21 protein-coding genes and 1 pseudogene are annotated in these 24,310 nt (G+C 60.1%); 12 read left to right on the forward strand and 10 right to left on the reverse strand.

The window, feature by feature from the left end; genetic code table 11:
* Positions 1–3 precede the first annotated feature (3 nt).
* Entirely contained in the window at positions 4–978 is a 975-nt protein-coding gene (galE, locus tag GDN47_RS18985; RefSeq protein ID WP_152093987.1) for a UDP-glucose 4-epimerase GalE, read from the reverse strand.
* Positions 975–1,949, reverse strand: coding sequence for a UDP-glucuronic acid decarboxylase family protein (locus tag GDN47_RS18990; RefSeq protein WP_152093988.1), 975 nt, complete (start codon positions 1,947–1,949; stop codon positions 975–977). The genes galE and GDN47_RS18990 overlap by 4 nt, the downstream gene beginning before the upstream one ends.
* A gap of 386 nt (positions 1,950–2,335) precedes the next feature.
* Between GDN47_RS18990 and GDN47_RS18995 the strand changes: the two genes are divergently transcribed.
* A complete protein-coding gene (locus GDN47_RS18995; protein ID WP_233789995.1) occupies positions 2,336–3,184 on the forward strand; it encodes a sugar phosphate isomerase/epimerase family protein in 849 nt (282 codons plus the stop codon).
* 25 nt (positions 3,185–3,209) lie between these two features.
* Here GDN47_RS18995 and GDN47_RS19000 read toward each other — a convergent pair whose 3' ends face one another.
* Positions 3,210–4,097 (reverse strand): sugar phosphate isomerase/epimerase family protein, encoded by an 888-nt coding sequence (locus tag GDN47_RS19000; protein WP_152093989.1) that lies wholly within the window; start codon positions 4,095–4,097, stop codon positions 3,210–3,212.
* A gap of 121 nt (positions 4,098–4,218) precedes the next feature.
* On the opposite strand from GDN47_RS19000, the gene GDN47_RS19005 reads away from it, so the two are divergent.
* Positions 4,219–5,706, forward strand: a complete 1,488-nt coding sequence (locus tag GDN47_RS19005) for a GMC oxidoreductase (RefSeq protein ID WP_152093990.1) — start codon at positions 4,219–4,221, stop codon at positions 5,704–5,706.
* Between the two features lie 189 nt (positions 5,707–5,895).
* On the opposite strand, the gene serA is transcribed toward GDN47_RS19005, so the two are convergent.
* Complete coding sequence (gene serA / locus GDN47_RS19010) at positions 5,896–7,134, reverse strand: phosphoglycerate dehydrogenase (protein ID WP_152093991.1); 1,239 nt, start codon at positions 7,132–7,134, stop codon at positions 5,896–5,898.
* A gap of 350 nt (positions 7,135–7,484) precedes the next feature.
* Positions 7,485–8,231 carry a glucose 1-dehydrogenase gene (locus GDN47_RS19015; protein ID WP_152093992.1) on the reverse strand — a complete coding sequence of 249 codons (747 nt, stop codon included), beginning with the start codon at positions 8,229–8,231 and terminating at the stop codon, positions 7,485–7,487.
* Positions 8,232–8,378: 147 nt separating this feature from the next.
* On the opposite strand from GDN47_RS19015, the gene GDN47_RS19020 reads away from it, so the two are divergent.
* Entirely contained in the window at positions 8,379–9,875 is a 1,497-nt protein-coding gene (locus tag GDN47_RS19020; protein ID WP_152093993.1) for an aldehyde dehydrogenase family protein, read from the forward strand.
* Between the two features lie 3 nt (positions 9,876–9,878).
* On the opposite strand, the gene GDN47_RS19025 is transcribed toward GDN47_RS19020, so the two are convergent.
* Positions 9,879–10,775, reverse strand: a complete 897-nt coding sequence (locus GDN47_RS19025; protein WP_152093994.1) for a LysR family transcriptional regulator — start codon at positions 10,773–10,775, stop codon at positions 9,879–9,881.
* Here GDN47_RS19025 and GDN47_RS32070 point away from each other — a divergent pair.
* The 5 genes from GDN47_RS32070 to GDN47_RS19045 all read left to right on the forward strand — a co-directional run bounded on the left by GDN47_RS32070 (position 10,666) and on the right by GDN47_RS19045 (position 15,272).
* Entirely contained in the window at positions 10,666–11,058 is a 393-nt protein-coding gene (locus GDN47_RS32070; protein ID WP_173002515.1) for a hypothetical protein, read from the forward strand. The genes GDN47_RS19025 and GDN47_RS32070 overlap by 110 nt on opposite strands.
* A gap of 162 nt (positions 11,059–11,220) precedes the next feature.
* Positions 11,221–12,225 (forward strand): efflux RND transporter periplasmic adaptor subunit, encoded by a 1,005-nt coding sequence (locus GDN47_RS19030; protein ID WP_233789997.1) that lies wholly within the window; start codon positions 11,221–11,223, stop codon positions 12,223–12,225.
* Positions 12,222–12,932: an ABC transporter ATP-binding protein gene (locus tag GDN47_RS19035; protein WP_152093996.1), complete on the forward strand. Its 711-nt coding sequence runs from the start codon at positions 12,222–12,224 to the stop codon at positions 12,930–12,932. The genes GDN47_RS19030 and GDN47_RS19035 overlap by 4 nt, the downstream gene beginning before the upstream one ends.
* Positions 12,929–14,071, forward strand: a complete 1,143-nt coding sequence (locus GDN47_RS19040) for an ABC transporter permease (RefSeq protein ID WP_152093997.1) — start codon at positions 12,929–12,931, stop codon at positions 14,069–14,071. The genes GDN47_RS19035 and GDN47_RS19040 overlap by 4 nt, the downstream gene beginning before the upstream one ends.
* 4 nt (positions 14,072–14,075) lie before the next feature.
* Entirely contained in the window at positions 14,076–15,272 is a 1,197-nt protein-coding gene (locus GDN47_RS19045; protein ID WP_152093998.1) for an ABC transporter permease, read from the forward strand.
* Between the two features lie 70 nt (positions 15,273–15,342).
* Here the strand turns inward: GDN47_RS19045 and GDN47_RS19050 are convergent, their stop codons facing one another.
* Positions 15,343–17,295 (reverse strand): putative bifunctional diguanylate cyclase/phosphodiesterase, encoded by a 1,953-nt coding sequence (locus tag GDN47_RS19050; RefSeq protein WP_173002524.1) that lies wholly within the window; start codon positions 17,293–17,295, stop codon positions 15,343–15,345.
* A 148-nt stretch (positions 17,296–17,443) separates the two neighbouring features.
* Here GDN47_RS19050 and GDN47_RS19055 point away from each other — a divergent pair.
* A pseudogene (locus tag GDN47_RS19055) lies at positions 17,444–17,640 on the forward strand (FAD-dependent oxidoreductase); the annotation flags it as partial.
* Positions 17,641–17,682: 42 nt separating this feature from the next.
* Here the strand turns inward: GDN47_RS19055 and GDN47_RS19060 are convergent.
* Together GDN47_RS19060 and GDN47_RS19065 are read right to left on the reverse strand one after the other, a co-directional pair.
* Entirely contained in the window at positions 17,683–18,765 is a 1,083-nt protein-coding gene (locus GDN47_RS19060) for an FAD-binding oxidoreductase (protein WP_152093999.1), read from the reverse strand.
* On the reverse strand, positions 18,755–20,008 hold the full coding sequence (locus tag GDN47_RS19065; RefSeq protein ID WP_152094000.1) for an aromatic ring-hydroxylating oxygenase subunit alpha: 1,254 nt from the start codon (positions 20,006–20,008) through the stop codon (positions 18,755–18,757). Before GDN47_RS19065 ends, GDN47_RS19060 begins: the two co-directional genes overlap by 11 nt.
* A gap of 107 nt (positions 20,009–20,115) precedes the next feature.
* Here GDN47_RS19065 and GDN47_RS19070 point away from each other — a divergent pair, with 107 nt between their 5' ends.
* Positions 20,116–21,003 carry a LysR substrate-binding domain-containing protein gene (locus GDN47_RS19070; protein WP_113331128.1) on the forward strand — a complete coding sequence of 296 codons (888 nt, stop codon included), beginning with the start codon at positions 20,116–20,118 and terminating at the stop codon, positions 21,001–21,003.
* A 111-nt stretch (positions 21,004–21,114) separates the two neighbouring features.
* Here GDN47_RS19070 and GDN47_RS19075 read toward each other — a convergent pair whose 3' ends face one another.
* The gene (locus GDN47_RS19075) at positions 21,115–22,179 is read right to left on the reverse strand and encodes an AraC family transcriptional regulator (protein ID WP_371865523.1); all 1,065 of its coding nucleotides are present in this window, start codon (positions 22,177–22,179) and stop codon (positions 21,115–21,117) included.
* 137 nt (positions 22,180–22,316) lie between these two features.
* On the opposite strand from GDN47_RS19075, the gene GDN47_RS19080 reads away from it, so the two are divergent.
* Entirely contained in the window at positions 22,317–23,084 is a 768-nt protein-coding gene (locus tag GDN47_RS19080) for a 3-hydroxyacyl-CoA dehydrogenase (RefSeq protein WP_113353248.1), read from the forward strand.
* Positions 23,085–23,110: 26 nt separating this feature from the next.
* Entirely contained in the window at positions 23,111–24,298 is a 1,188-nt protein-coding gene (locus tag GDN47_RS19085) for an acetyl-CoA C-acyltransferase (RefSeq protein ID WP_152094001.1), read from the forward strand.
* Positions 24,299–24,310: the final 12 nt, after the last annotated feature.

A 24,310-nucleotide genomic window follows, 5' to 3' on the forward strand; every position in this document is an offset into this window, starting at 1 on the left:
GGATCACATCCGGTCGCGATACCAGGCGAGCGCCGTCTCGATAATCCTTTCGATGCTGGAATGCCTGGGCACCCATCCAAGCTCTCGCTCGGCCTTATCGGCCGCAGCCACAAGAGCCGGTGGGTCGCCGGCCCTGCGGGGACCATAGGCGACCGGAAGGCTGCGTCCACAAATGCGGCTGACGGCATCGACCAATTCCCTAACGGTCGTTCCGTTGCCGGTGCCGAGGTTGTAGATGTGTACACCCTCATCCCGCAACAGCTTCTCTCCACCAAGGACATGAGCCTGCGCGAGATCGCTGACGTGGATGTAGTCGCGGATGGCCGTTCCGTCGCGCGTGTCGAAATCGGTGCCGTTCATGGTGAAGGTTCGGCCCGGTCTGATCGCCGCTTCTATGGCGAGCGGCACGACATGCGTCTCGGGCTCGTGCCGTTCACCGATCTCGCCATCGGGATCGCAGCCGGCCGCATTGAAATATCGCAGCATCACCGCGTTGAGGCCGTGGGCGCGCGAGAAATCCTCCACTATCCGCTCGATCATGAACTTCGACCATCCATAGGGATTGATCGGCCACTGCGGATGGGTCTCGTCAATCGGGGTGCGGCTCGGAATGCCATAGGATGCGCAGGTGCTTGAAAAGATCAGCCTGTTGACGCCCGCTTTGAGCATTTCCTCGATGAGAACCAGCGTCCCGAATGTGTTGTTCCGATAGTAGAGTTCGGGAAACTCGACGGATTCGCCGACATAGGCATAGGCCGCGAAATGGGCGACCACATCCGGACGGTATTGGCGTAACGTCGCCGCCACCGCCTCGGCGTCGGCAATGTCGCCCTCGACCAGCGGCCCCCATTTCACGGCGTCACGCCAGCCGCGGGAGAGATTGTCGTAGGTGACAACCGACCATCCAGCCTTTGCGAAGGCCTTGCAGCAATGCGATCCGATATAGCCGGCTCCGCCGGTGACAAGGACCGTCTTCATTCGGCGGCGATCGCGTGCGAACGGCCAGACGAAAGCAGTTCCTCGAAATAGGCGATCGTTTTGCCAAGCCCGGCTTTCAACTGAACCTTCGGTTTCCAGCCGAGTTCGCGCGACGCGACCCCGATATCCGGCTGCCGTTGCCTGGGATCATCGGCCGGCAGTGGCAGGTATTTTATCGCCGAGCGGCTGCCGGTCAGTTCTATCGCGAGATTGGCAAGTTCCAGCATCGTAAACTCCGCCGGGTTGCCGAGATTGATCGGGCCTGTGATCTCGTCCTTTGTTCCCATCAGGCGAACCAGGCCATCGATAAGATCGTCGACATAGCAGAACGAGCGCGTCTGCTGGCCGCTGCCATAGACCGTTATCGGCTTGTTCTGCAGCGCCTGCACGATGAAGTTGGAGACGACGCGGCCGTCATCGGGACGCATCCTTGGGCCATAGGTGTTGAAGATGCGCGCCACCTTGATCCGTAGCCGGTGTTGACGCCAGTAATCGAAGAACAGGGTCTCCGCGCAGCGCTTGCCCTCGTCGTAGCAGGAGCGCGGGCCTATCGGGTTCACCCGGCCCCAATACTCCTCCTGTTGGGGATGGATCTCGGGATCGCCATAGACTTCGGATGTCGAGGCCTGGAGGATCTTGGCGCCGACCCGCTTGGCGAGGCCAAGCATGTTGATCGCGCCGTGGACGCTGGTCTTGGTGGTCTGCACCGGATCGAACTGATAGTGAACCGGGCTCGCGGGACAGGCGAGATTGTAGATCTCGTCGACCTCCACATAAAGGGGAAAGGTAATGTCGTGGCGGACGATTTCGAAAGATCTGCTATCGAGCAGATGCGAGACATTGCTTTTCCGTCCTGTAAAAAAATTATCGACGCAGATAACCTCGTGTTTTTCCCGCAAAAGCCGTTCGCATAGGAAGGAGCCGAGAAAACCTGCGCCGCCGGTAACTAGGATTCGCTTTGTTTGCTGCATGACGGTTATCTCGCCACTGGTGGCGTGATATCGCCGCCGTCGGAAACTATGTCGGATGCCGGGGCTGGGATGCCGCTTTCAAGGACGCCGTTGATATTCATCGACCTTCTCCGCATGCATTACGACAGCGGCCGGGTATCCGACCGCTTCCATCGCCGGAAACAACTGGCGCAAAGGCCCGGGCGATCCATGGCATTAGGACCAAAGATTGCATCTTCGGGCCTAGGTCCTGTCGTGGATTGGACTTTAGTCCGATGGAAGCCGAAAGCCTTCCGGACGGCAGCATGGCGGGCATCGCGTCCTGGCTGCCAATGATCGATTGATCGGCCCTGGATTGGCTGACATAGTGCCGCCGCTATCCGACCATGCCACGCGAAGACCTATCAATGACCGACTCCGCTGCTAATTCCTTTTCGCCCGTTTCCGCTCGCCCGTTGGCGAAGATCAGCCTGAAATGGGGCATGGTCGAGGAGCCTTCGCTCTCCATCCTGGAGAAGTTCCAGCTCCTGCGGGATCTCGGCTATGACGGGGTCGAGCTCGATGCGCCCAATGACCTGCCGCTCGACGAAGTTCTGAATGCCCGCGACAAGACTGGGCTCGCTATCCCCGGCTTCGTCAATGCGGTGCACTGGAAGCGTCCGCTGACGGATCCCGATCCATCGGCACGCCAGGCTTGTGTCGATTCGATGATCAAGGCTCTGCATGATGCGAAGCTCTATGGCGCGACGACGGTGCTGCTCGTTCCCGGCATTGTCAATGCGGGCACCAGTTACAAGACCGCTTACGCGAGAGCTCGCGAGGAAATCGCCAGGATCCTGCCCGCCGCGGAAGAGAGTGGCGTATCGATCGCGCTCGAAAACGTGTGGAACGACTTTCTGCTAAGCCCCCTTGAGGCGGCGGATTTCATCGATCGCTTCCGCCATCCGAAGCTCGGCTGGTATTTCGATGTCGGCAATGTACTTCGCTACGGCCGGCCGACCCATTGGATCGAGGCGCTCGGCAAACGCATCCTGAAAATCGACATCAAGGAATACAGCCTGGAAAAGATGAACAGCGAAGGCCCATGGAAGGGCTTCGATGTCGAACTGGGCGAGGGCGACTGCGATTGGGCCGCGGTCAACAAGGCCCTGTCTGATATTGGCTATTCCGGCTGGGCCTCCCTCGAGGTGCCGGGAGGCGACCGACAGCGCCTCGCCGATTTGAAGAAGCGCGTCGATCGGATCGCCGCGCTGTGATGGCTGGATTGCAAGCGCGCGATGGTCAGCGGCCGGCGGCGGCCGCAAACATTGCCTTCGCATTCTTCAGGCCGGTTTCGCAGCCAAATTGCGTTGGCTCGTTGCCTTCATATTCCAGCGAGACGAAGCCGTCATAGCCCGAGGCGACGATGTCCTCGATGATGGACCTGACGGGCAGGTCGCCATAGCCGAAGACCGAGCCGCGGATTGCCTGGCCGCCGATCGTCCGCAGCCAGTCCGCGCCAGGCGCTGACTGGCGCACATAGAAATCCTTGAGGTGGATGAAACTTGCATGAGAGAGGCAGGCACGCGTCCCCGTGAGCGGATTCTCGTCGACGCAGAGGAAATTGCCGATATCGACGGTCAGCCTGAAGCTCGGCAGATTGACGGCATGAAGAAGCCGCTTGATCCGCTCGCTGGAATTCATGAAGAACCCGTGATCCTCGACGCTGGTGGTCACGCCATAGCGCCCGGCATGCGCGGCGAGCTCATGGGTGGCGTCGGCGATCGCCGGAAATGCCGCTTCGAACTGGCCGGGCTCCGTTGCGCGGAGCGACCAGGGCACGACATCGTGGCGCAGGAAGCGGACACCGAGCTTGTCGCAAAGCTCGACATAACGCTTCAGCCGGCCAAGCTGGAACGCGCGTTCGCCGTCATCAATGAAATTGCCGGACATGCAGAGACCGGAAAGCGGGACGCCGTTTTTCTGGGACGCGCCCTTTAGCCGCTCCAGCATCTCCCCGTCATCGGCGAGTTCATATCGCAGGTCCTGCCCTTCGGGCGCCACGGAAAGCGTCGCCAGTTCGACATGATCGCCGCCATGTTTGCCGACCCAGGCAAAGACATCCTCGATCTGCATGGCGCCGCTCTGCATCAACGGACGGAAACTGTATGAACTCAGACCTACCTTCATCGTGCCTCTCCTCGAGCTTTTCACAAAAACTTTGTTCGGCAACTTAACAATCCCGGTTGACTTCGGCTACGATACATCTTTGTTTGCAATCAAATTGATTTAAGAGTGGGGAATAGCAGGAATGTCTCGTCAGTCCGCCGACGTCGTCATCATCGGAAGTGGCCCGACTGGCTCGGCCTATGCACGGGTCATCAGGAACGACTGGCCGGAAGCGCGTATCCTGATGGTGGAAGCCGGCCCGCAGATTTTGCCGCAAAAGGGCGCACATCTCGACAATATTCTCGATCTCGACGAGCGCGCGGCCTGCGAGGTGCGCGCCCAGGGCGGCGACCGCAGCCCGCGCATGCCAATCAACAAGGAAGAGTGGGAGGCCCGCCGCGCTGGCGGCTTCGATCATTCGTTGCTGCGCCGCTCGGGCCTTTTCATCGCCAATGACGCCGATGCCCAGGATGAGAACCTCTTCGCCGGCTTCTCGGCGGCCAATGTCGGCGGAATGGGCACCAAATGGTCGACCGGCACACCGGTGCCATCCGAGATCGAACTGGTGCCCTTCATCCCCACCGATGAGATGCATGAGGCCCTGGCCGTGTCGGCGCGATTGCTGGGTACCAACAAGGACCCACGTGCGGGCGATGTCGCGGCAATCGCCATGCGCGAGCGCCTGGGCGAGGTCTTCAATCCCGGTCGCTCACCCGATCGCTTCGTCCAGCCAATGCCACTCGCGGCAACGCCAGGTCCTGACGGCCTGCGCTATCATGGCACTGACGTCGTTCTCGGCAACCTTGTCGACGAGCCCGAGGAGAGCTTTCATATTCTCTCTGAAACCGCCTGCCGCCGCGTGATCCATGAAAATGGTCATGTCACGGGGGTTGAACTTGCCCGCGCCGGCTCGGAGGAAACCTTCATTGTCAAGGCCGGCACGGTCGTCGTTGCATGCGACTCGCTGCACTCCCCTCAGCTGCTCTACGCCTCTGGCATCCGCCCTGAAGCGCTCGGTCGCTACATCAACGACCACTATATCGTCTCGCAGATCACCGAGATGCAAACCGATGTGCCCATGACCGCGATGAGCTGGATTCCGGCTACCAAGGATTTCCCCTATTCGGTCACCATCGCCCCGGCGAGCCTGCACTCGATGCCGCATGCCAGCGACATGAGCGGCCAGCCGATTGGCATGGGCGTTTTCGTGCCCTCCGATATCAGCGCCGACAACCGTGTCACCTTCGATGACGATCGCCGTGACTGGCTCGGGCTGCCGGCTATTTCCATCCATTGGCGTCAGTCGGAGGGCGACAAGGCGCGCCTCGAAGAGGCCAAGGGCCATGCCCAGCGAATTTCCGCCATTATCGGTCGCCCGGCGCCCGGTTTTGCCACCTTCGTGCAGCCGGTCGGCTCGTCGCTGCATTATCAGGGCACGATCCGTATGGGCGAGCGCGACGATGGCACCAGCGTTTGCGACAGGAATTCCAAGGTCTGGGGCTTCGACAACCTCTATGTTGCCGGCAATGGGGTCATTCCCACGAAGACCGCCACAAACCCGACCCTGTTCAGCGTCGCTCTCGCCAGTATCGGCGCCACCCGGATCGCTGCCGCTCGCCGTATCGCCTGATCGAGAGACCCGCTGAATTATTGAGGAAAAACTCGAGGGCCGATCTCGGCCCGCCAAGCCTTGCTGAAAGTGGTAGGTCTGCTGGACGATGTCAGGTCGCGTTCGACGCTATGGATCGATGATAGTGAAGGGGTGTGCGCCCTTATCGTCACCCAAAGGCGCCACCGTCGTCCACAGCAGATCGATCGATCAGTAGACCAATCGCGCTCGTATCGTTCCCGGGATCTGGCGAAGCGTGTCGAGTATCTCATTCGCCGTTTGGCCAACGCCTTCGACCTCGATAACCACGTAACCCGTTTCGCCATGGGTCTGCAGGAACTCGCCGACGATATTCAACCCGCGCGACGAGAAGATCGTATTCAGGCTGTTTAGGATACCCGGTCGATTTTCGTGAACATGGATGAAGCGCGTGCCGTTTGGACGCGGCGGCAACTGAACCTGGGGGAAGTTGACCGCGCCGAGCGTCGAGCCGACATCGGAATATTCAACAAGCTTCCTGGAAACTTCCCTGCCGATACGCTCCTGGGCTTCTTCGGTCGATCCGCCGATATGCGGAGTGAGAATCACATTGTCCAAACCTTGCAGCGGCGTTTCGAAGCGTTCCTTGTTCGATGCCGGCTCCTTGGGGAACACGTCGACGGCCGCGCCGGCGAGGTGTCCCTCTTTCAAGACCTTCGCAAGCGCATCAAGATCGACCACGGTGCCGCGGGAGTTGTTGATGAAGAAGGCGCCCTTCTTCATCCTGCGCAGCTCGGCCTCGGTGATCATGTTCTGGGTCGAGCTGGTTTCGGGAACATGCATCGTCACGAAATCCGCGATTTCGAGCAACTCGCCAAGCGAAGCCATGGATTCCGAATTGCCGTGGCGAAGCTTGTCCGACGGATCGAAATAGCGAACGTTCATACCCATGCTTTCGGCAAGGACGCTCAGCTGCGAGCCGATATTGCCGTAGCCGACGATACCGAGCGTTTTTCCGCGCATCTCGCGACTGCCTTCGGCGGATTTGTCCCATCCACCTGCATGAGCCGAGGCCGAACGCGGGAAAATCCGCCTGGTCAGCATGATGATTTCCCCGATGACGAGTTCGGCGACCGAGCGCGTATTCGAATAGGGAGCGTTGAACACCGGTATCCCGCGCCGACGAGCCGAATCCAGATCGACCTGATTCGTTCCCACTGAAAAACAGCCGACCGCCATGAGCTTCTTGGCGGAGCCGAAAATCTCTTCTGTCAGCTGCGTGCGCGACCGGATGCCGATGATGTGTGCTTCTGAGATGTGGCTCTTGAGATCCTTGTCATCGAGGGCCTTCGGCAAATGGGTGAGATTGACGTAACCGGATGAGGCAAAATAGTCCACCGCACTCTGGCTGATCCCTTCCAGGAGAAGGACTGAAATCCGGTCACGGGGAAGAGAAAGTTGTGCGGTCATTGAATTACCTTCGATCGTCAAATTCGATTAGGCCGACGTCGCTCGCCGCCACGACCACATGACTTAGACCATCCAAGGGACAGCGCAAGAGCAAACTCAATTCGCTCTGCAGAGAGGAGTTTTGTTCTAGCAAGTCACCATGGCGACGAGCCCATATTCATTCATCCCAGCGACCATTCCTAGCGCCATTCGGCCCCGATCTTTTCAACGTCGGAGTGTATTTGAACCGGGCTAAAGTAAAATCGAGCCTTGCTACCGTGCCGACATCGACCACGACCGCGCAGACCTCCGGACCGATGCCGTCGCCATGAACGACGGCAATCTCTTACATATCCTTCATCGCTGCCTCTTCAGATGCACTTGCCGCCATCGACATTGAGATCGACGCCGGTAATCATGCTCGCTTCGTCCGAGCAGAGGAAAGCGGCGGCGTTGCCCATGTCCGCGGGTGTCGAAAGCCGCCCCATCGGAATGGTGGCGACGATCCGCGCCCGGCTTTCGTCGCTGTCGGAGCCGATAAAGGTCGAGAGCAATGGCGTATCGCCCGCGACGGGATTGATCGCGTTGACGCGGATCCCGAAGGGAGCAAGCTCCACGGCCATGGCGCGGGTGGCGGCTATGCCCCATCCTTTCGAGGCATTGTACCAGGTGAGATTGGGGCGAGGGGAGACGCCGCCGGTCGAGGCGATGTTCAAAATGGCGCCGTGCCGCTCGGCCTTGAAATGCGGCAGCACCGCCCGCGCACCATTGTAGATCGAGCGGATGTTGACATTGAAGATGCGCTCGAACAGGCCTTCATCCATATCCTCCATCGGCATTGGAGGCTGTCCGATACCGGCATTGTTGACGAGGATGTGCAGGCCGCCGAACCGCGCCAGCGCGAGATCTCGCGCGGCGGCGAGGTTGTCGAGCGTGGCGACATCGCCGGCAAGCGGTGCGACCGATCCTTCGTGCTGCGTTGCCACCCGCTCCGCTGCGGCGAGGTCGCGATCGACCAGCACGACCCGCGCGCCTTCCTCGACGAATTTCCGGACGATTCCTTCGCCGAAACCCGATCCGCCACCGGTAACGATCGCCACTTTTCCCGTAAGACGCATGTCAAGCTCCTCCATTTCCTACAGCATCGAATAACTCGGAGCGATTTCACAGTCCGATTATCTGAACGCCTTTTTAGCTTTCTTTATTTGTATTGTGGCCGTCTGATAGTGAATATCGACAACAGAATGAAGCTGGGAGGCCGCGCCATGACATTGACTTTCGACGCCAAGCAAATGGCGGCTGAGCTTTACGATGGTGGCTTCCGGCCAATGTTCATCGGCGGTCAATGGGTTGCGGCCCAATCCGGCGAAGTCAGCGAGACCTATAATCCGGCGACCGGCGCAGTCCTTGCAACGGTTCCGTTGGCTGCTCCCGCCGATGTCGACCGCGCCGTCGCCGCGGCGCGTCAGGCTCTGGAAGGGCCGTGGTCGAAGTTCTCACCCTATGAGCGCCAGACGCTGCTCCTGAAAATCTCTGACCTATTTGAGGAGAATTGGGAGCGCCTTTCGGTTTCCGATACACTGAACATGGGCATGCCGATCACACGCACGCTTGCCAACAAGCGTCGGGTCATCGGCATGCTGCGGTTTTACGCCGGCATGGCGACAGCCCTTCACGGTGAGGTGATCGACAATTCCATACCCGGCGAGATCGTGACTTTCACCCGCCGGGAGCCGATCGGGGTCGTCGGTGCGATCATTCCATGGAACGCGCCCACCGCAGCATCGATCTGGAAGATCGCCCCGGCGCTGGCGACAGGCTGCACGGTGGTTCTGAAACCCTCGGAGGATGCGCCGCTCACGCCGCTGTTGATCGCCAAACTCATGCAAGAGGCCGGCGTGCCGGACGGCGTGGTCAATATCGTCACCGGCAAGGGATCGGTCGCCGGCGCCCGGCTGGCCGAGCATCCCGACGTTAATAAGATCGTCTTCACCGGGTCCACCGCCACCGGACAATCGATCGCGCGCGCCGCGGTCGGCAACTTGAAACGTGTTTCGCTGGAGCTCGGCGGCAAGTCGCCGGTGATTGTCTGCCGCGATGCTGACATAGACCGGGCCGTGCCCGTCGCCGCCATGGCAGTCTTTGCGCATTCCGGGCAGATTTGCATCGCCGGTTCGCGCTTGTTCGTCGCGCGTGAGATCCACGAGGAATTCGTCGCCAAAGTCGCCGATTTTGCCCGGTCGCTTCGGATCGGCCACGGGATCGAAGCCGATACAGATATCGGGCCGCTGATTTCGGCTCGCCAGGCACGGGTCGTCGAGAGTTTCATCGCATCCGGGCAGAGCGAGGGTGCCGCTTTGGTCGCGGGCGGCACGCGCCTTTCCGGAGCTCTCTACGACAAGGGAAACTTCATCGCGCCGACGGTATTCGGCGGCGTGAAGGACGAGATGCGGATCGCCCGCGAGGAGATCTTCGGGCCGGTCATTTCAGCCATGCCATTCGATACGATCGAGGAAGCGGTCGAGCGCGCCAATGCATCGCCCTACGGGCTGGCGGCGGGCATCTTCACCCAAAATCTCGGACTGGCGCACAAGCTGGTGCGCCGCATCAAGGCGGGCTCGGTCTGGGTGAACATGTATCATGCGCTCGACCCGGCCGTACCATTCGGGGGCATGAAGATGTCAGGCTACGGGCGCGAGGGTGGTATCGAGCACCTTCACGAGTATCTCGAAACCAAGGCTGTTTGGATACAGACGGACTAGCGTTCAGCCTTCGCCGCGCAGATTGGTGCGGATAAGGGCGATGAGTTGCTCGGCATAGCGCTGCTGCACATAGCCACGGGTCGTGATAATGCCGACAGCCCGCCGGGCGTTGGGATTGTCGAGCGCTACGACGCGGACGCGGCTGTCGACATTCTGCCCCAACGCGATACCAGGCACGATCGAAACGCCGAGCCCCGACGCGGCGAGCGCTAGCGCGGTTTGTGCGCTCTCGACCTCGTATTGAACATCAAGCTCGACGCCTTCCTCGCGCGTCAGGCGATCGACGAGCCCGCGAACGGCGGTCTTGCGATTGAGCATGATCAGCGGGAATTGGGCGATGGTCTCCAGTCGGATCGTTTTTTCACCGCTGTATAGCTCTTCGGGAATGCAGGCGACGAGCGGATCGTCGATGATCGATTCGAAGTGGAAGTCGTTGAGGTTGGGCACCTCCGGGCCGATATAGAATTCCACCTCCTGCTGCTGCAGCATGACGAGTGCCGCCTGCGGCGGCGTTTCCTGCACCTCGACCATGCTGCGCGGATAGCGCAGCTTGAAGGTCGACAGGATGTCGCCGAGCCGGCTGGTGGCAAGCGTCGGGGCGCAGGCGATCTGGACTTTCCCTTTGCGGCGGGCTGCCAATTCCGCCAGCCTGTCGAGACTGGCCTGAACGTCGGCCATGGCACGCCCAACTTCCTCGAACAGCGTCTGGCCCTCGTTGGTGAGATTGACTCGCTGCGGCGTGCGTGTGAACAGGCTGATGCCGATCTGCTCCTCAAGATCCTTGATCTGCATGCTCACCGCCGAAGGTGACCGATTGCTTTCTTCCGCGGCCTTGCGGAAACTTCCGGATTCCGCTGCAAGAAGAAAGGTTTGCAGCAATTTGAGATTGATATTTGGCATGGCTGTTATGGTCTCACTCGCGCCGATCGATACCGATCGACCACCTCCGAGCGTGAGCATATTCATGCGATTGTTACAAGATCGACCATGGAAAAAAGCCGCCTGTGATGCACGGCGCAAGCGACCCACCGGGCAGCTTGGATCGGGAGGGATCAACGAACGCCGCAAGCATGATTTTCTCTTCGGGTGCATCCGATACTGGAGTTGCGAAGAAGACCGTCTGGAGGCAGCAGGGCGCAAGAGGTACCAGATCGCGATCGAGTACGGGCCAGAACGCGTTTGAGGTCGAGTTTTCGGGCGTCTCGTTCATGTTGGCGGCATGAACACGAACACTGAACAAAATCGCAAACTCGCTGAAACGCTCAGGTCATTGTCGCTTGAGCCTTCGTTCCAATCAGTCGGGTCGCCGGTCAAGAGGAATCGGCGGTTTGTCCTCACGAGTACCATGCTCGCCCTTGGCGTCAGCGCGGTCGCCTTCTTCTGGCCGGATATCGCGCCTCGCCTCAAACCCTCCCTTCAGCTGCAGCCGGACATCGAGGCCCGGGGCACGGCGCAAACTGGTGACAAATCAAGTGTTCCATCCATTCAGGCGGCCTCCGGTAGCGGTTCGCCCATCCCTTCCGCCAATTCGCTGAGATCGGCACTCAAGCCGGAGATAACCGGGTCCGGCTTCGTCGTCGCCCCGCGTATCGTGACGGTCTTTTCCAAATATGAGGGAGAGATCGCATCGGTTGGCGTCAGTATCGGCGATCGCGTTGAAGCCGGGCAGGTTATCGTCAGGATCGATGACGTCAGCGCTGGCTTTTCACTCGCGCAGGCCAAGGCCGACAGCGATGCCGCCAAGCTTGTCCTCGACGGAAAGATCCTCGCCCTCAAGCAGGCCGACAGCTCGCTGCAACGCAATACGGTGCTCTCTGCGAAGAGTGCTGTCTCGATCCAGACCGTCGAGGAAGCACAGACAGCCAGAGATACGGCATTGAACGCGGTTGATCAGGCACGCCAAAGCTATGCCAGAGCCCAACTCGACGTGAAGATCGCGCAGGAACATGTTGATGCGTTGACCGTCAGAGCTCCGATCTCGGGCACGGTGACACGGCTCGACGCCCACGTCGGCGGTCGGGTGCTGGCCCGAGTGGACAGTATCAAGGAAAATGAAAGCCTGCTGACGATCACCGATACCAACAGCCTGGTGATTGACGCCGATGTCGCCGAAACCAATATCGGCGAGCTTCGTCCGGGCCTTCGCGGCGAAGCCGTCCTCGACGGCTTTCCGGATAAGCCCTTCGCGACCGAAATCCTGCAGCTTTGGCCAGTCGCTTCGGCGGAAAAGGGCACGATCAGGCTGCGCCTGGCGCTCCTCGATCCACCTGACGGCACCATGCCCAACATGGCCGCCCGTATTCGTATTTCGACCATTCCAGCACAACAGCCAGGAGATATTCCTCGATGACCGCCTCCACAAGCAACGAGCCCTATATCGTACTCAACAATGTCAAGAAGGGATACAGAATAGGGACCGAGATTGTCCCGATCTTTTCCAATCTCGACCTGCAGATCGCTCGCGGCGAGTTCGTCGCGATCATGGGGCCTTCCGGATCCGGGAAATCGACGCTGCTCAACATGCTGTCGGGCATAGACAAGCCGGATCAGGGCCGCCTGCGTATCGGGGTCAGCAATCTTGATCAGATGGGCGAGGCGGCCCGCTCCTCCTGGCGCGCCCACAACATGGGGATCGTCTTCCAGTTCTATAATCTCCTGCCGATGCTGAACGCGGCCGAGAATATCGAACTGCCGCTTCTCTTGAAGCCGCTCTCGCCGCGGGAGCGGCGGGTCCGCGTCGACAAGGTTCTGGATCTGGTCGGACTTTCGGGTCGCCAGAAGCAGTATCCGAAGCTGATGTCGGGCGGTCAACAGCAGCGCGTCGGTATCGCGCGGGCGATCGTCGCGGACCCGGCGCTGCTGCTCTGCGACGAGCCCACCGGCGATCTCGACCGCCGATCGGCGGACGAGGTGCTGGAAATGCTGCGTTTTCTGAACCGCGAGCTCGGCAAGACAATCATCATGGTGACCCACGACCCGCGGGCCGCAAGCTATGCCGGTCGAACGCTTCATCTCGACAAGGGCCAGTTCGTCGAAGAGCGGAGGGCGGATGCATGACGTTCCTCGATCTTGTGCGAAAAAGCGCGTGGCGAAAGCCGCTGCGCACAATATTGCTGATGATCAGCGTCGCCACGGCCTTTCTCATCTATGGTCTGACGACGAGCTTCATCGACGGTAGCCAGGGCTCGTCGGCGGCCAGCGAGGACATCCTCGGGGTCATGAGCGCGGCTGGCCGCGCCCAGCCGCTGCCGATGTCCTACCTGAACCGGATCGCCGCCGAACCAGGTGTGGCCGCCGTCGGCTATATGTCGCGCCTGCGTGGCTTCGCGGCGGTCGAGAAGAACATCATCGCCGTGAGTGCCGCCGATCCCGCGCGACTTTACAGTTCGAACGGCAAGGAGCTCGGGCTGACGCCTTCTCTGATTAGCGTGCTCGCCAGGGACCGCGGCACCGTCCTCGTAGGCCAGGCGCTCGCCGAGGCGCAAGGCTGGACCGTCGGCCAGAAGATCACCGTCACCAGCTTCGATATGGCAAAGCAAGATGGCAGCCGTGACTGGTCCTTTGAAATCGCCGGCATCTTCAACGGCGAGAACGCCTCCACCGACACCTATTTCGTCATCGCCCAATACGACTATGTCAATGCGCTCAGAGCCCGCAACAAGGACACGGTTGACGCCTTCATCATTAGGCCTCAGCCTGATGTTCAGACAAGGGAACTTGCCTCGAAGATAGATCAGCTGTTCGCCAATTCGGCGGCGCCGACACAGACTAGATCGGAAAAGCAGTTCCTCGAGGCTTTCCTGCGTCAATATGCCGATATCGGCCTGATCGTGAACATGGTGGTCGGCGCGGCATTCGTCGCCCTGCTGATGATCGTCGGCAACACCATGGTCTTTGCCGTTCGCGAGCGCACCTTCGAGATCGGCGTTTTGAAAACCCTGGGCTTTTCCGGCTCATGGATCATGGCGCTGATCCTTGGCGAAACATTGTTCATATTCTTGGTTGGCGGCACCATCGGCCTCATGCTTGCACTGCTTGCAACGGTCATCACGGGACCTGCGATCGGCCTCGTCTTTTCCAAGGCAATTCTTGCAAGAGCTCTTGCGATGGTCACCCTGTTAGCGCTTGCGACAGGCGCCCTTCCGGCTCTGAACGCGCTCAGGATCCCGATAATCTCCGCATTTAGAACGAGGTAGATTCATGTCCTCCAATGCCAAACAAGCATTCGTCATGATCAGGGCAAACCTGTTCAGCCTGCCGCGACGCATCTCCATTTCCGTCTCCATGGTTTTTTCCGTGGCGCTCGTCGTCTGCGTTCTCGCGGGCTTCCTGGCCATGGCAAGGGGTTTCGAGACGGCCCTGCAAAGTGCCGGCTCAAACTCCCTCGCCGTCGTTCTGGGTGGCGGTACGAACCAGGAGGCCGGCTCCGATGTTCCGGCATCCGTCATTCGCACCCTAAGCGCAATGACCGAGGATATCGGCGTGACGCGAGACACCAACGGCATGCCGATTTTCTCGCGCGAAATCGTCGTTGCCGTCGACGCCAAATCGAACGGGTCGGAAGAGGGTCTGACCTTGGCTCTTCGTGGCATGGATCAGTCCGGTCCCTCCATCCGCGACCATATCGCCCTGCCGTCCGGTCGCCTGTTCACGCCAGGCTCGCGCGAGATCGTCGTCGGGGACCGTCTCGCGCGACAGGTCGGAATATCGATCGGCGGCACCTTGCGGCTCGGCACGGTCGACTGGACGGTGGTCGGCCTGTTCTCGGCGCGCGGCAGCGCCTTCGAGTCCGAAATCTGGGGCGACCTCGACGCGGTACGGTCGGCCTTCGACCGGCAGGGGCAGGTCCAGAGCCTGCGCTTGCGCCTGTCCGATCCCACCTCTGTGTCCCGGCTGCAGGCCAAGCTCGACACAATAAAGACATCGCCGTTGCACGCCGTTATTGAAGCTGACCTCTATTCGGCGCAATCAGCCCGCACGGCCAGTCTCATCCGCCTATTCGGCTGGCCGCTCGCTCTGTTGATGGCCATCGGTGCGACCGCCGGTGCCCTCAACACAATGATGAACTCCGTGTCGGACCGTACCGTCGAGATCGCAACGGTTCGGGCACTCGGCTTCAGCCGGATATCCGCGTTTCTCGGCACATGGGTGGAGGCAATCGTGCTTGCCGCCCTTGGCGTGGCGTTTGGACTGCTCGCATCCTGGCTGGCCTTCAATGGCTGGCAGGCAAGCACGGTTGGGACGAACGGAACGCGAATGGCGTTCCAGCTCTCCGTAACCGGCGATGTCATGGCGACGGCGGGTCTGCTCGGACTTGCGATCGGCATTCTGGGCGGCGCCTTGCCGGCCACCGTCGCCAGCCGACTTCCCTTGACCGCCGCCCTGCGGTCGAGCTGATGTGAGGGTCGCCCGCTCGCTTCCGTTCAGGAGCATGCCATCTGCGGCACATATCGAAGATGTTTGTGGTTCAGCTGGTTGACGAGCCTGTTTGCCGTGCGGCGGCGCAGCACCATTCGGCAGCGTCTTTTTCGTTCAGTGGCCGCGAATAGAGGTAGCCTTGCACCAGCGTGCCCCCCAACCCCCGAAGAGCCACAAGTTCTTCGGGTGTCTCGACGCCTTCAACCACGCATTCCAGCTCCATGTCCCGGCTGAGATTGAGAAGTGATTTCACGATTTTATAGCTGGCGGGCCTTTTGTGCAAATCCGTGACGAAGCTGCGGTCGATCTTGATCTTGGTCAAAGGAAGGGCATGCAGCCGCGTCAAGCTGGAATAACCGGTGCCGAAGTCGTCGAGTGAAATGCCGCAACCGAGATGCCGCAGCATTTCCACCGACGATTTGATTTGCTCGAAATCGTGCGTAAAGGCCGTTTCGGTAATTTCAAGGTCGAGACGCTTCGCGTCAAAGCCGCTGCTTTCGATGATTCCGATCAACGACAGCACCCCTTCGTTGGAATTGAGGTCGTAGGCCGACAGGTTGAACGACAGGCGCAAAGGCTCTTCCCACTCGCATGCGAAGGCAAGTGCCCTTTTGAGCAGCGGCCGTGTCAGTGAACTGACGATACCGGCCCGTTCGGCGATTGGGAAGAATTGCGCGGGCGAGACATGTCCAAGAACCGGGCTGTGCCAGCGGGCCAGGGCCTCGAAGCCAACCGTCTGATCATTCGCCAAGCTCACGATCGGTTGAAACATGACCGAGAGCTCGTCTTCCAAATTGCCTTGCCTGAGCAGGTGCTCGATGCGCGCTTCTATATTGATCTGCTTTTCGTGCTCGGCGTCAAATAAAACCGCGCCTCCGCGACGGCTTCTCTTGGCATGGTAAAGGGCATAATCAGCCCTGTCGAAAAGCTGCTCCAGAGTAGAAGCGAGGTTCGGGAAGACCGCTATTCCCATCGACGCGGATACGTGCACCGTTCCTTCCGGCAGGTGATAAGGCGCTCCGAGCCATTCGGAAATCGCATTCGCGTTTTTCACAAGCTGAGCATCTTCAGGCGCGACCGGGGCGACGATTGCAAATTCGTCGCCACCCAATCGAAACGCCCGGCTGGCTTTCAAGCTGGTGGTAAGGCGCCTGCTGACGTCGATCAGCAGCCTGTCCCCGACCGAGTGTCCGTAAAGGTCGTTGACCGGCTTGAAGCCATCGAGATCGATGACGCCAAGAGCCAGCCGCGTGTTTTCGGTCTTGGCCCTTTCGAACTCAGCTTCCAGATGCGTAAAGAACGCGCGACGATTGGGTAATTCCGTCAGGCTGTCGACATTGGCAAGCAAGAGGTTCTCATTGCTAAGCGCTTCCGTGCGTTGCTGCGAGATAATCATGCGCTCGAAATTGCGGTAGTTTGTCAGGAGAATCGACATCATGCCCGCGCACACAAGTGCCACATTGATAGCTATCGCAATAAAAGTCGGTTGCCTTGAGGCCGCGAAAAATAAAACGAATGCTCCATTGACGATCACGGTAACTATGAATGCCGCCGAGCGAACATACATCAGGCAGAAAATGCAGGAAATGACTGTAATCGCCATATAGAAGGCGACATGAGACTGGGCATATGCATCGCCATAGGGCACCAACAAAAATGACCAAACAGTGAATGCAGTAGCGATCCCGATAGCCAGGCGATTGGTGCGGACGAGCGCTGCATAAGCCACTGCGGGCTGAGGATCGACATTGCGTGTCCTCCACCAGAATTTGATCCTGAGCATGCAGCCGAGCGTGAAGAAAGCAGGGATGCCAATGGTGAGCCAAGTCGGTGCCGATTGCATATGGGTAATGGAAAGCGCCCATGTACTCGAAATCAGAATTAAATACATCATCGGCATCTGCCGTGTGAAAGCACGGTACTGAGCTTTCAACAAGTCCGGATTATCGGACCGAATGGACATGAAATGCTGAAATTTCTGTTTGGCTTTTAGTATTTCCATAGCGCCGCTCATAGAGTAACGCCGCTATTCATGACATGGATGGTGTTACATTATTTGAAATGCAAACGGTTAATCAACAAACAATTGCCTCAACCTTCGGATGTAAGCTCGTTGTCCTGATCGGAAGAAGGTCTATTCTTGCAGAGGGAGATTCTTTCCCGCGCCCGGGACGCCAAGTCGTTCCTGACCTGGGTTTCGGCCTTCAATGCCCATTCCGTGCCGGTCATCGGGCCTTCCAGGGGCGGCAGGGACGTCATTCTTGCCGTCGGGCATGGGCATGGGTCCATCGGATTGACCCTGGCGTCCCACACGGCCCAGACGCTCAACGCAATGCTGGCCAGCTAAAGCACGAGAGCAGATGGCATCGCCTCTCGCATCAATCCTTCGTCAGCGATCAACGACGAGATCGCTAAGCGGCTTCGAGCAGCAGGGCAGGAACATCCCGGCATCGATTTCCCGCTGACGGATACCGCCATTGTGATTCATTTCGACCGAGCCAGAGACGAGCTTGGATTTGCACGTTCCGCACATGCCATTCGAACAGGACGAAGGAAGCCTGATGCTACCCTTCTTCGCGGCCGCAAGCACCGTTTGATCGGAGGAGACTTGCAGCATTCGCTTCTGCTTCGAAAACTCCACCCGATAGATCTTCTGGGCCGGTTGTTGCTCGACCTCTGGTCTTGGCTCGTCGATGACAGCCGCATCGAAACTCTCTTCGATGTAGTTTGACGCGGGAACGCCCAATGCCGTGGTGATGGAACGCGCCGCCGCCATGAAGGGGGCCGGGCCGCAGCACATGACGACACGCTCGGCGATGTCGGGAACCGCAAGCTTGAGGTACTCGAGCGAGAGCCGCCCCGTCAATCCCGGCCACGCCGGCTCGCCAGCCACCGTTTCCGGCAGGAACTGGAGACGCAGGCCTTTCATCCTTGTCGCGAGGCCGGAAAGGTCATGGCGGAAGATGAGGTCGGAGGGCGTGCGCGCCGCGTGAAGAAAAACGATGTCCGAGGGTTCGTATCGATCCGCCAGATCGCGTGTGATCGACATGACCGGCGTGATGCCGGATCCGCCCGAGAGCAGCAGGAGTTTCGTCTTTTCGCCTTTCGGACGGATAAAGTGACCGAGCGGCCCCTGGCCCTTGACCATCATGCCGGCAGTCATGGTGTCATGCAGCCAGTTTGAGACCTTGCCGCCGGGCACGCGCTTGACCGTGACGGTGAACGCGTTGTCGCGATGGGGCGACGACGAGATGCTGTAGCAGCGCGCTTCACTATCCGGACCCATCGGGAAATCGAACAAAAAGTACTGCCCGGCATCGAAGCTGAAGCGCTTGCCTTCCGGAGACGCGAACGTGAAACTTTTCACGTCATGCGTCTCCTGGTGCACGTCGATGCATACAAGCGTCTCGTCGTGCTCCGGATCCCACATAGCGACCTGGCCGCGCTGCATCTGAGCGAATTCAATACCCATGGGCGCGCATCCGATCGATATACCAGGTCGCGAACTTGTCCAGATTGGTTTCCGAGAATCGAGAATAGGGGCCGGGCTGGTATGCAGGGTCGAGTACGCCGGCATGCGAGCGGGCGACGAGGCCTGCATCCTGGTCCGTCGTGGCGACCCAGACGTCCGTAAGCTTGTCGAGGTCATAGTCCTTACCTTCGACGGCATCCTTGTGGACCAGCCATTTGGTTCTGACGAGCGTCTTGCCGGCAGAGAGCGGGATGACGATCGCGACGACAGCGTGATCGCCCATGAAGTGATTCCAGCTATTATGGCCCCAAAGATGTGTGTCGCCGAGATCCTTGCGGGTCATCCGACCGAGCAGCTTCGACGATGCCGCGGTCGCATCATGTGTCTGGGATTCGCCGGCCCCGGCGATGATCAGACGCTGTGTGCGGAAGTTCGTGGCGCAGTCGACGAGCTGTTCGACTGCCGCCGACGGGAAACCATCCGCCTCCCAGGCTTTTGTCCGCTCGTCGTAGAGCCGGAAGTGCTCGGCGGCCTGCTCGCGGTCCTCTGGGTTCAACGTTTCCGGATCGAAGCCGAAGTCGAGATCGACGAAGGAGACGCAGAGCTCGGGATGATTGGCGGAACAGTGGTAGCACTCGCGATTGTTTTCCATCGTGAGCTTCCAGTTGCCGTCCTCGATGACATCGGTCTGATAAGCGACCTTGGCATTCCGGATGTCGTAGGGCGCAAGGCGCTCGATCATCACCTGCTCGAGGGTTGCGATGTCTTCCGGCGGATTGTCGGAGAGGCACACATAGATCAGGCCGCCGATCGACTTGAAGTTCACCGGCTTCAGGCTATGGCACCGCTTGTCCAGATCCTTGCCCATGTGTGGCGCATAGCTCAGCTCCCCGGTCAGTTCGTAGGTCCATGTGTGATAGGGACAGACAAGCTTCGAGACGATCGTCTTGCCGGCATCGAGCAGGCGCGACCCGCGATGGCGACAGACGTTGTGAAGCACGCGAATTTCGCCGTCGTCGTCGCGAAGCAGGATCAGGCTGGTCTTGTCAATATCGACAACGGTGGCATCGCCTGGTTCCGGTACGTCGCAGTCGAGGCCGACGCAGATCCAGTGCTTGTGAAAGAAGACGTCGATATCGGCCTCGAAGACATCCTCGCGGGTATAGAGGCCGGCAGGCAGGGAATAACCATCGGCGCGTGCTTCAAGCAGGGCGGAGATGGAGGATGGAAGCCTGTTTAGCATGATAGCCTCTTATGGTTCTATGATCCGCAGTTTGCCCTTGCATCCGTTATGCTTCAACGGCATTAATTTTCACGAACGCATAACATTATGTAATGTGAGGGATGCACATGAACTTTCGGCGGCGAATTCCCTCCCTGACCGCGTTGATGACTCTCGAGGCCGTTCTACGGCACCGGAGCTTTACGGCGGCGGCGATCGAGCTTGGCGTCACTCAGGCAGCCGTCAGCCGCCAGATCGCGACATTGGAAGAGGAACTCGCTCTGCCGATGTTCGTACGCAAGCATCGCGCCATCGAACCGACTGCTGCGTGCCTCACCCTGGGAACAACGCTCGCGCAAAGCTTCGCCAGCATCGCGGACGCCGTCGATGTGGTCAGATCCTCTCAGCAGAACGTCGTGACGATCGGCGCGACCGTCGCCTTCTCCTCCTTCTGGCTGCTCCCGCGGCTGACGGAGTTTCGGCGGGAGAATGCGGGCGTGCAGATCAGGGTCATCTCGCAGGACGCAAGAATCGACCTGGACGCTGGCGGCATAGACGTAGCCATTCGATACGGCAGGCCGCCGTTTGCCGACGCCAAGATAGTCGCCGCCCAGGAGGACGTCGTCGTTCCCGTATGCTCGCCCGACTATTATCGGCGTCGTCCGACGGCGCAGATGTCCGATGCCGATGAGTTCATAGAGACAGACGCTCACGATCGCTCATGGCTCTCCTGGACGCAATGGGTTCAGGAAACGGGCCGGGCGTTGCGAATAAAGCCGCATCTTCGCTTCAATCACTATACGGAGGCGATCGCGGCCGCGCGTGCGGGGCAGGGGATCGCGCTCGGCTGGCGTCTTCTTGTCCAGACTTTCCTGGAGGATGGCACGCTCGTCGCCTTGGAGGAGCCCGAGATCTCCACCCCCGACCGGTATCACGTTCTCCTTCCAGCGAGGCCGCGCCTTACGCTCGCCGCGGAACACGCCGCACACTGGCTTGCCAATGCGCTGACGCGGTAAGGCCAGTTTCGAAACTCAAGCTAGATAAGGCTTGTCGAGATCGCGAATACCGTCGCTGGCCATGACGAAGCACCATGGCGCAGGCCGTTGGAAGACCGGCGGCTGGCGTGGTCACCGGTTCCGCGCGGTCATTTCCTTTCGAAATGCCGCGGGGCTTCTTGCTGTCCACTTCCGGAATGCCCGATGAAAGGCGCTGGGTTCGGAAAAGCCGAGGCGTGTCGCGATCTCCCCGACGCCGAACTTGGTCGTTTGCAGCATCTCGATTGCAAGATCGCGGCGGATTTCATCCCTGATGGCGGCATAGTTCTGGCCCTCGGCATGGAGGCGATGCCGCAGGGTCGAAGGAGACATGCGCATTTGCGCGGCCAAATCGTCAAATGCCTTCCATGAGGCAGGCGATGATTGGCGCAGCCGCTTGCGCACGCTCGCTGCAAGGCCGGCGTCATAGCGGTAACGCACGAGGATATTGGCTGGCGCATTGCGAAGAAATTGCCTCAGGGCCTGCTCGTTGCGTGTCACCGGCAGTCTGAGGAGAGCGGCATCGAAGGCGAGCCTGCTAACCGGCTGAAAGAAACGGACGGGCGCCCCGAAGAATTGTCGGTACTCGGCGCCATGATCTGGCTCTGCACAGCGAAAGTCGACCATTCTAAGCGGAATGCGGCGCCCGATGAGCCAGCATGCAATGCCGTGAAGGAGAATCCAGTAGGTCCGATAGGCAAAGGCTGAGCGTTCGCTCGCACGGTCGGTCAGCACGATATGCGCCAACCCATCCGCCACTTCGAGATGCCCTTCCGGATCCTCCAGCACGATGTTTAAGAACCTGAGAGCGCGCCGCAGCGCCTGGTCGAGGGTCCTTGCGTGCAGCACGCAATGGCAAAGCAGCGTGAAGCTGCCGCGACGCATGGGCCTGCCGCCCATGCCGAAGAATTCGTCATCCATCTCGGCCGCGATCGCCAGCCACAGCGCGCCATAGCTTTCGGCCGAAACCGGCACGTCGATCTGCGTGGATAGGCCGAGTGTCGCGAGCAATCGTTCGGGGGATTTTCCATGCCGCCGAAGGCAGTCGATCGCCTCTTTCACGAAGAAAGGTGATATCATCCGCCGCGCGGTTTCCGTCATCGTCATGACCTGTAAAATATGGTAAAACTGGCCGATGATTTGAGACGCTTTTGTCATCGAATGCAATATCGCGCGACGATAAGCTTAGGGAAGGCGCGAGGTAACCGCGCTCTTCCGGGGATGCGATACTGCGGGCGACTGCACGAAGCGTGGAGGCCCTCGGTTGAAATCGACTGCGCTGGAGGAGAGCGACCATGTTGATCCAGGGAAAGACTTTCGTCGTTACCGGTGGCGGTTCGGGACTTGGAGCGGCGGTCGCGCGCATGCTGACGGATGAGGGGGCTAATGTCGTCATAGCCGACGTCAATGCCGATGCTGGCGCCGGTATTGTCGGTGAGCTTGGTGCCCGCGCGACCTTTATCAAGACGGATGTCACGCAGGAAGAAGACGGCCAGGCCGCGATCGACATGGCGATAGAACGCTTTGGCCATCTGCATGGGCTCGTCAATTGCGCCGGCGTCGCGCCCGGCGAGAAGGTGATCGGCCGCAACGGTCCGCACCGGCTCGACAGTTTCAGCCGCGCGATCGGCATCAATCTTATCGGCACTTTCAACATGATCCGGCTCGCGGCGGCGGCCATCGCCAAGGAGCAGCCGGATACGGACGGCGAGCGCGGGGTCATCGTCAGCACGGCTTCGATTGCCGCCTTCGACGGACAGATCGGTCAGGCGGCCTATGCGGCTTCCAAGGGCGGCGTTGCCGCCATGACGCTGCCGATCGCTCGCGAATTGGCGCGCAGCGGCATTCGCGTCGTCGCCATCGCGCCAGGCATTTTCGAGACGCCGATGATGGCCGGCATGCCGCAGGAGGTGCAGGATTCGCTGAGCAAGAGCGTGCCCTTTCCGCAGCGCTTCGGAAAGCCGGTGGAATTCGCCGCATTGGTACGCCACATCTGTGAGAACGTCATGCTGAATGGCGAAGTCATCCGCCTCGATGGCGCATTGCGCATGGCACCGCACTGAGGCAGGCTCGTAACGGGAGGTTTGATATGACGCGAGAAGATCCGATCGTCATCGTTGGCGCGGCCCGTACTCCAATGGGTGGCTTCCAGGGAGATCTTAGGGATTGCACGGCGCCGGAACTCGGTGCCGCCGCCATCCGCGCGGCCCTCGAGCGCGGCGGCATTGGCCCGGACGCAATTGAGGAGGTGGTCTTCGGTTGCGTTCTTTCGGCCGGGCAGGGTCAGGCACCGGCAAGACAGGCCGCGATCGGCGCTGGCCTGCCGTTTGCGACGGGCGCCACCACCGTCAACAAGATGTGCGGTTCGGGAATGAAGGCCGTCATGCTGGCACACGATCTGATCGGCGCCGGCAGCGCGTCGATCGCCATTGCCGGCGGCATGGAGAGCATGACAAATGCCCCCTATCTTCTCGATAGGGCACGCGGAGGATACCGGCTCGGGCACGGCCGCGTCATCGACCATATGTTCCTCGATGGGCTCGAAGACGCCTATGACAAGGGACGCCTCATGGGCACTTTCGCCGAGGATTGCGCCGAAGCCTATCAGTTTACGCGCGCGGCGCAGGATGACTACGCCGTCATATCCCTGACCCGCGCCCGCAAGGCGATCGAGGAGGGGGCATTCTATAGTGAGATCGTGCCAGTCACCGTCAAGACAGGGCGATCCGAACTGGTTGTCGGCCGTGACGAACAGCCCGGTAAGGCGAAACCGGAAAAAATCCCGACGCTTAAGCCGGCTTTCCGTGAAAACGGCACGGTGACCGCCGCGAATGCCTCGTCCATCTCCGATGGTGCCGCCGCGCTGGTGCTGATGCGCCGCTCAACGGCCGAGCGCGAAGGTATCGTACCGCTTGCCACTATCGTCGGCCACGCCACGCAGTCGCAGGCGCCCAATCTCTTCGCGACCGCGCCAATCGGCGCGCTGCGCAAACTTTCCGAACGCACCGGCTGGAGCCTTCGGGATGTCGATCTGTTCGAGATCAACGAGGCTTTTGCTGTCGTCGCCATGGCGGCTATGCGCGATCTCGACCTGCCGCACGACAAGGTCAACGTTCACGGCGGCGCCTGCGCGCTCGGCCATCCGATCGGCGCGTCCGGGGCCCGCGTGCTCGTCACGCTGCTTGCAGCGCTCAAGCGCTACGGCATGAGGCGTGGCATGGCGACGCTTTGCATCGGCGGTGGCGAAGCAACCGCCATGGCCGTCGAACTGAACTGAAGGGTTCGAGGA

The organism is Martinezella dioscoreae, assembly GCF_009176305.1.
Taxonomy (GTDB): domain Bacteria; phylum Pseudomonadota; class Alphaproteobacteria; order Rhizobiales; family Rhizobiaceae; genus Rhizobium; species Rhizobium dioscoreae.